At 39.5% G+C, this 6,220-nt stretch carries 6 protein-coding genes, 1 tRNA gene and 1 pseudogene; 7 read left to right on the top strand and 1 reads right to left on the bottom strand.

Annotation, left to right across the window (positions count from 1 at the left end):
* The first annotated feature begins 51 nt into the window (after nt 1-51).
* The 7 genes from D8804_RS07070 (at nt 52) to D8804_RS07035 (ending at nt 4,327) form a co-directional block, all read left to right on the top strand.
* The gene (locus D8804_RS07070) at nt 52-456 is read left to right on the top strand and encodes a hypothetical protein (protein ID WP_000700897.1); all 405 of its coding nucleotides are present in this window, start codon (nt 52-54) and stop codon (nt 454-456) included.
* Between the two features lie 58 nt (nt 457-514).
* Complete coding sequence (locus tag D8804_RS07065; RefSeq protein WP_125399285.1) at nt 515-721, top strand: hypothetical protein; 207 nt, start codon at nt 515-517, stop codon at nt 719-721.
* A gap of 325 nt (nt 722-1,046) precedes the next feature.
* A complete protein-coding gene (locus tag D8804_RS07055) occupies nt 1,047-2,039 on the top strand; it encodes an ABC transporter ATP-binding protein (RefSeq protein WP_125399283.1) in 993 nt (330 codons plus the stop codon).
* A 1-nt stretch (nt 2,040) separates the two neighbouring features.
* Nucleotides 2,041-2,859 carry an ABC transporter permease gene (locus D8804_RS07050; protein ID WP_125399282.1) on the top strand — a complete coding sequence of 273 codons (819 nt, stop codon included), beginning with the start codon at nt 2,041-2,043 and terminating at the stop codon, nt 2,857-2,859.
* A gap of 1 nt (nt 2,860) precedes the next feature.
* A complete protein-coding gene (locus D8804_RS07045; RefSeq protein WP_125399281.1) occupies nt 2,861-3,646 on the top strand; it encodes an ABC transporter permease in 786 nt (261 codons plus the stop codon).
* Nucleotides 3,647-3,746: 100 nt separating this feature from the next.
* Nucleotides 3,747-3,819, top strand: a tRNA-Thr gene (locus D8804_RS07040).
* Nucleotides 3,820-4,009: 190 nt separating this feature from the next.
* Nucleotides 4,010-4,327, top strand: a complete 318-nt coding sequence (locus tag D8804_RS07035) for a hypothetical protein (RefSeq protein WP_125399280.1) — start codon at nt 4,010-4,012, stop codon at nt 4,325-4,327.
* 31 nt (nt 4,328-4,358) lie between these two features.
* Here the strand turns inward: D8804_RS07035 and D8804_RS07030 are convergent.
* Nucleotides 4,359-6,174, bottom strand: a pseudogene (locus tag D8804_RS07030) (N-acetylmuramoyl-L-alanine amidase).
* Nucleotides 6,175-6,220 lie beyond the last annotated feature (46 nt).

The following is a 6,220-nucleotide window of genomic DNA, read 5'->3' as shown; positions in this document are numbered from 1 at the left end:
AGGTAATTCAATAAAAATCAGATAAAATTGAAATAAAAAAGTGGGAAAGAAATGAAAATTAATACGCGAAGAATCAAAGATCAAGCAAATAGTGCATTAAACATTACCATGAAAGTATCAAAATCTGTTGGCAAAAGTATGTCAAAAGGTGGGAGGGAATGTCTAAATTTTGTTGTAAACAATCCTGAATTTATATTAATTATTTTAAGTTTGATAACTAACAAGAATAGCCTTAATCAAAGACGGATTAATGAATTGGAAGATACAGAGCAAGACAGATCACTAGATGATTCAACCTTTTCTGAACTGCTACAAGAAGAACAAGCTATTAATCATTTTTATCCTGATGAAAGAAAATCTCCTTGTGTACATTTATATCATCTAGGCGAAAATACTTTTGTAAGAGGAGGAACAGAACTAGAAAAAGAGGAATTCCGTAAAGAGAATAACTTGTAGTTTCACACTCTATATTTGATTGAAATATAATTTAAAAAGGACAAAGAGAGGTAATTATATGTTAAAATTATATACATGTGAAGAATGTGGTGGAGAGTTCACTAAGAGAGAGCTTAATTGGGATGGTAGTGATCATATTGATGGAGTTTACTATTGCAAAGACTGTTTTCGTTTTCTAGAACAATGTGGGATTGATGCAATGGATCCTGATGGATTTGGATATGATGAGTATGGCAATTGGGATCAAGAACGTTTAGGTTTTTAGGTTTTTAGATTTTTAGATTTTTATGGGTTTTAACATACTAAATTAGAAATATTTTACTTTATATATAGCCTGCCCAATGGGCAGGTTTTTTTGGTGTTTTAAGGAAACTATGAAACCAGAATTTTTGATTAAAAGTATTTTTTTAAGAGAGAAATCTCTAATTTCATAATCTATAGGCAAACGCTTGCATTCTAGTTTTTATTGGACTATAATAGGTTGGTATAAAGCCTTCTGTAATAATATTGAGAAGGTGTAGAAAGTAAGGATTTAGAATATTTGTAGTTAAAAATACTATGTTACTATTCCTTACGATAGGGAGATAGATATGGCAATGATAGAAGTGCAACATCTTCAGAAAAATTTTGTGAAGACAGTGAAGGAACCAGGTTTGAAGGGAGCTTTGCGCTCCTTTATTCATCCTGAAAAGCAGACCTTTGAAGCGGTTAAGGATTTAACCTTTGAGGTTCCAAAGGGGCAGATTTTAGGCTTTATTGGGGCCAATGGGGCTGGGAAGTCGACAACCATCAAAATGCTGACAGGGATTTTAAAACCGACATCTGGTTTTTGTCGGATTAACGGTAAAATTCCCCAGGACAATCGCCAAGACTACGTCAAGGATATTGGAGTAGTTTTTGGACAACGTACCCAGCTATGGTGGGATCTGGCTCTGCAAGAGACCTACACGGTCTTGAAAGAGATTTACGATGTGCCAGACTCGCTTTTCCATAAGCGCATGGACTTTTTGAATGAAGTCTTGGATTTGAAGGATTTTATCAAGGATCCCGTGCGAACTCTTTCACTGGGTCAACGGATGCGGGCGGACATTGCGGCCTCCTTGCTTCACAATCCCAAGGTTCTCTTTTTAGATGAGCCGACCATTGGTTTGGACGTTTCGGTCAAGGATAACATTCGTCGGGCCATTACTCAGATCAATCAAGAGGAAGAAACAACCATCCTCTTGACCACTCACGACCTGAGTGATATTGAGCAACTCTGTGATCGGATTTTTATGATTGACAAGGGGCAGGAGATTTTTGATGGGACGGTTAGCCAGCTCAAGGAAACCTTTGGCAAGATGAAGACTCTTTCCTTTGAACTGCTACCAGGTCAAAGTCATCTCCTTTCTCACTATGAAGGTTTTTCGGATATGACCATTGATAGACAAGGAAACAGCCTCAATATTGAATTTGATAGTTCCCGCTACCAATCAGCTGATATTATCAAGCAAACCTTGTCTGATTTTGAAGTCCGTGATTTGAAGATGGTGGATACGGATATTGAGGATATTATCCGTCGCTTCTATCGAAAGGAGCTCTAAGATGGTCAAATTGTGGAGACGTTATAAACCCTTTATCAATGCAGGGATTCAGGAGTTGATCACCTATCGAGTTAACTTTATTCTCTATCGGATTGGTGATGTTATGGGAGCTTTTGTGGCCTTCTATCTCTGGAAGGCGGTCTTTGATTCCTCGCAAGAGTCTTTGATTCAGGGATTCAGTATGGCAGATATCACCCTCTACATCATCATGAGTTTTGTGACCAATCTTTTGACCAGGTCGGATTCGTCCTTTATGATTGGTGAGGAGGTCAAGGATGGTTCCATTATCATGCGCTTGTTGAGACCGGTGCATTTTGCGGCCTCTTATCTCTTTACTGAGCTTGGGTCTAAGTGGTTGATTTTTATCTCTGTTGGACTTCCATTTTTGAGTGTTATTGTCTTGATGAAAATCTTATCTGGGCAAGGTGTTGTAGAAGTACTGGGATTAACCATCCTTTATCTCTTTAGCTTAACCCTAGCCTACCTGATCAACTTTTTCTTTAATATCTGCTTTGGATTTTCAGCCTTTGTGTTTAAAAATCTATGGGGTTCCAATCTACTCAAGACTTCAATAGTTGCCTTTATGTCTGGAAGTCTGATTCCCTTGGCTTTCTTTCCCAAGGTGGTTTCAGATATTCTCTCATTCTTGCCTTTTTCATCCTTGATTTACACTCCAGTTATGATTATCGTTGGAAAATACGATGCCAGTCAGATTCATCAGGCGCTCGCTTTGCAGTTTTTCTGGCTCTTAGTGATGGTGGGCTTGTCTCAGTTGATTTGGAAACGAGTCCAGTCATTTATCACCATTCAGGGAGGTTAGTATGAAAAAATATCAACGCATGCATCTGATTTTTATCAGACAATACATCAAACAAATCATGGAATACAAGGTTGATTTTGTGGTTGGTGTGCTGGGAGTCTTTCTGACCCAAGGCTTGAATCTCTTGTTTCTCAATGTCATCTTTCAACACATCCCTTCGCTAGAAGGCTGGTCCTTCCAAGAGATAGCCTTTATTTATGGCTTTTCCTTGATTCCAAAGGGTCTGGATCACCTCTTTTTTGACAATCTCTGGGCACTGGGGCAACGCTTGGTGCGAAAAGGAGAATTTGACAAGTATCTGACGCGTCCTATCAATCCTCTCTTTCACATCCTAGTTGAGACCTTTCAGATTGATGCCTTGGGCGAACTTTTGGTTGGTGGAATTTTACTAGCGACAACAGTATCAAGCATTGCTTGGACTCTTCCTAAATTTCTGCTTTTCCTAGTTTGTATACCCTTTGCGACCTTGATTTATACTTCCTTGAAAATCGCGACAGCCAGTATTGCTTTTTGGACCAAGCAGTCAGGAGCCATGATTTACATTTTTTATATGTTTAATGACTTTGCCAAGTATCCAATTTCCATTTACAATTCGCTTCTTCGTTGGTTGATTAGCTTTATCGTACCTTTCGCTTTTACGGCCTACTATCCTGCCAGCTATTTCTTGCAGGACAAGGATGGGCTCTTTAACATTGGTGGTTTGATTCTAATTTCCCTTGTCTTTTTTGTCATTTCTTTGAAACTATGGGACAAGGGCTTAGATGCCTACGAAAGTGCGGGTTCGTAAAAGGAAGAAACTCAAAGCCTCGTCTCAGGACAGGCTTTTTCTAATGGAGATGAAAATTTCTTGACATCTATTCTCAGAGTGCTATACTAAAAGAGTAATTGCCGATTTAGCTCAGTTGGTAGAGCAACGCACTCGTAACGCGTAGGTCACAGGTTCGATCCCTGCAATCGGCAGAATGAAGAAGTCCATTAGGGCTTCTTTTCTTTTGCCAGAAATATTCAACCACTTAAACTGAGATATAGACCAGATAGGCAAAAGGCCTTGTTCTGGGGGAAACCCTCTGCTATAATGATTTTTGTAAGGGACGTGAGGGGTCAGTATCAGACAACTCAAATTCCTAAAAAAGAAAATGGAGACAAAAAAATGAAAAAATTATTGGGAATCGTATTTTTAGTAGCGGCAGCGGTTGTATTGTATTTCGGTTATATTGGATGGCCAAGTTTGGATGTCAATCTCTGGTCACTCATTCCGGTAGGATTGTTCCTCTATTTCACGCTAGAAAACTTTTTGAAAAAAGACTACAAGGCTAGCTTGATGTGCTTGATCATCGCCTTTATCATTGCAAATGCTATTTTGGACCTTTTGCCAATTTCAAGTAGTTTGGTGATTGGTGCAGGAGTGCTAGCTTGTGTAGGACTTGGCTACCTCTTTCCTGATAAAGATAAAAAAGAAGGCAAGTAGAAAAGTCTCGAGAAACCTCGAGACTTTGTTTTTATTTACCAGCGTAATATTTTTGGATGCCTTTCACAATACCTGCGACTAGTCTATCTTGGTATCGATCCTCACGAATACGTTGATTCTCAGTGAAATTATCCATATAAGCGAGTTCTAGGAGGACGGCTGGTTTGGCAGTCTCGCGTAGAACGGCAAAGCTACTTTCCAATAAGCCAGCATCCTTGGCACCAGTTTCGGCTAGGAGAGAGGAGTGGATAGCAGCAGCGAGGCGTTTGCTTTCACTCATACGATCAGGATGGTTGTGCCAGTATTTATTGATCTTACTTGGATAATCAGGTTCATCGCTATAGGAGTAGGTTTGAATACCGCTCGCTTTCGAGTGAATGTTTCCAGTAGCATTGAAGTGAATACTGATAAAGATATCAGAGTTGGTTTTATTTACCATTCTTGAACGCTCAGTCTTAAAATCAACATCGATATCACTGTCACGTGATGTGAGGACAGTATAACCTAATTCTTCTAATTTCTTACGCAGTTTGCGATAGATTTGCATGTTGAGATCTTTTTCAGCTACATTGTAGTAAAAGGCACCGGAATCTCGACCACCATGCCCAGGATCTAGGAAGATAGTTTTACTGTATTGACCTTTTACAAATCCACCTTCGGTTGAAACTTCAGAAATCCATTGACCGTATTTTTGGAACAAGTGTTCCTTGCCGTCTATCTTGTAGGTTCCTGATACATAATGGCCACTATCGTCCAAATAGTAACGAGCCTTGTAATAATCGTCGTAAATCCACTCATTCTTGGCCATATAGCCACCAGACTTGAGATAGTAGGCTCCAATCCATTCACGAGCCGCATAGGTTCCGTTCGCTTTTAGATAGAACCAACTGTTGTAGGCCTTGTCAAAGATCCACTCTTTTTCAGCCATGGCTCCACTAGATTTGAGGTAGTAGCTTCCTTTCCATTTATTGGAAAGCATGACTCCATTTTGTTCAAAAGCATACCAAGTTCCCTTGATTTTCTCCCATTTGTCTTGGCTGTATTTCCCATATTCATTAGCGTAATACCAATTGTCATTGATTCTCACCCAGGAGTTTTCCGCCATAGCCCCGCTACTGCCGAGCAGGTAAGCACCAACGGTCGTTTTGCTGAGCATCACGCCATTTTTGTCAAAATAATACCATGAACCGTTGACTTTCTCCCATTTGTCTTGCGAGATTCTGCCAGATGGTGTGACATAATACCAATTTTGGTCAATCTTCACCCAGCCATTCTCAGCCATAGCCCCGCTTTTGGTAAGGAGATAACCATCAACGATTGTTTGACTAAGCATGACACCATCTTTGTCAAAGTAGTACCAAACTCCTCCGATTTTTTTCCATTTTTGTTGGATGATTTTTCCAGCCTCACTGACGTAGTACCATTTACCCTCAAGAGCTACCCAGCCATTTTCTACCATGACCCCGTCTTTATTGAGAACATAGCCATCAAAGATGGTATCACTGAGTCGATTTCCCTCTTGGTCAAAATAGTACCACTTATCTTGAATTTTTTTCCACTTGAATTTTTTTCCATTTGAGGACAGGCTGATTGTTTTCATAGAAACGCCAGTGTTTGTTTTCTTCCTGCCATCCTTCTTTTTTAGGGGCTTCTTCTTTTACCTTGTCTTTTGGAAGTGTTGCAGTCTCCTCTTCATTTTTAATTGAAAGATCTTTCTTATCTTCCTTAGAGTTGCTTTGTTCGGTGGTAGCAGGAGGATTGGCATTGTTTTCTTCTGCGTAGATAGGTGCTTGGACAAATCCTGCCATTGAAAGGACAACAGCACTTGCCAATATGAACTTTTTCAACGATATTCTCCAATCATTATTTTCTAAGAAATATTATAAAATATGT

This window comes from Streptococcus oralis (assembly GCF_003944215.1).
GTDB lineage: Bacteria > Bacillota > Bacilli > Lactobacillales > Streptococcaceae > Streptococcus > Streptococcus oralis_BI.
The sequence above is the reverse complement of the archived record's forward strand: the minus strand, read 5'-3'. Positions and strand labels throughout refer to the sequence as shown.